The organism is Amorphus sp. MBR-141, assembly GCF_053628695.1.
Genome location: NZ_JBRJGW010000099.1, coordinates 1 through 1,051, shown reverse-complemented (window position 1 = coordinate 1,051; position 1,051 = coordinate 1). Strand labels below are relative to the sequence as shown.

1 protein-coding gene is annotated in these 1,051 nt (G+C 66.1%); it reads right to left on the bottom strand.

Annotated elements, in window-relative coordinates:
• Positions 1-9 precede the first annotated feature (9 nt).
• Positions 10-958, bottom strand: a protein-coding gene (locus ACSSVZ_RS28195) for an IS630 family transposase (RefSeq protein ID WP_453974182.1) whose coding sequence is annotated in 2 segments (ribosomal slippage) — positions 10-621 and positions 623-958 — 948 coding nt in all. Because the reading frame shifts where the segments join, the coding sequence is not laid out codon by codon here.
• Positions 959-1,051: the final 93 nt, after the last annotated feature.

Below are 1,051 nucleotides of genomic sequence, written 5' to 3'. Positions count from 1 at the left end.
TAGAGCGTTTCATGTTTTGACGGAAGCGTATCCAGCGTTGGTGAGATAGTTCTGGCATTCGTCGGGTTCGATGGTCTGGACGAGCTGCCCGAGGTGGCGCCAGGTGTCCTCGATGGTGCGCTTCTGGGCGTGGCGCATCCAGTGCTTGATCTTGGCGAAGGCCTGCTCGATCGGATTGAGATCGGGCGAGTAGGGCGGCAGGAAGCGCAGCTCGGCGCCGGCGTCGTGGATCATCTGGCGCACGGCGGCCGACTTGTGCGAGCCGAGATTGTCCATGATGACGATGTCGCCGGCCGCAAGGACGGGCATCAGCTGCTGCTCCACATAGGCCCGGAAGCAGACCCCGTTGATCGGGCCGTCGAAGACGCAGGGAGCCGTGAGCCGGTCGTGCCGCAGGGCGCCGACGAAGGTCAGGGTGCGCCAGTGGCCGTGCGGGGCGAAGGCGCGCAGGCGCTTGCCCCTGGTCCCCCAGCCATAGCGTGGCGCCATGTTGGTCTTGATCCAGGTCTCGTCGAGGAAGACGAGCCGCGCGGGATCGAGCGTGTGTTGACGGGAGCGCCATCGTCGCCGCCTGCCGGCGATGTCGGCACGGGCCTGTTCAAGCGCCAGAACCGTTTTTTTTGAAGCGCAGCCCCTCGCGCCGCAGGAACTGCCACACCGCGTTGTGCGACACCGTCACGCCGCGGGCCGCCAGCTCGTCCTTCAGCCCGTGCAGCGTCACGTGCGGCGTCTGGCGGATCCGCTCCACGATGAAGTTCCGGTGCGGCTCCAGGACCGGCTTGCGGTACCCGCCCATCCTGGCCGGCGCCACCGACCCCGTCGCCCGGTAGCGCTGCGACCACTTCACCACCGAGGACACCGAAACCCCGAACCGGGCCGCCACCGACCGGCACGGCTCGCCGGTCAGAACCGCCTCGACGACGCGCTCGCGAAGATCGTTGGAAAGAGGTGCTGTCATCAGATGCTGGCCTCCACCCCAGCCAGCATCTTGAATCACAAAACGCCCCGAACAGGAATCCCCCCCGATTCAGATAAACAAGGAAACGCTCTA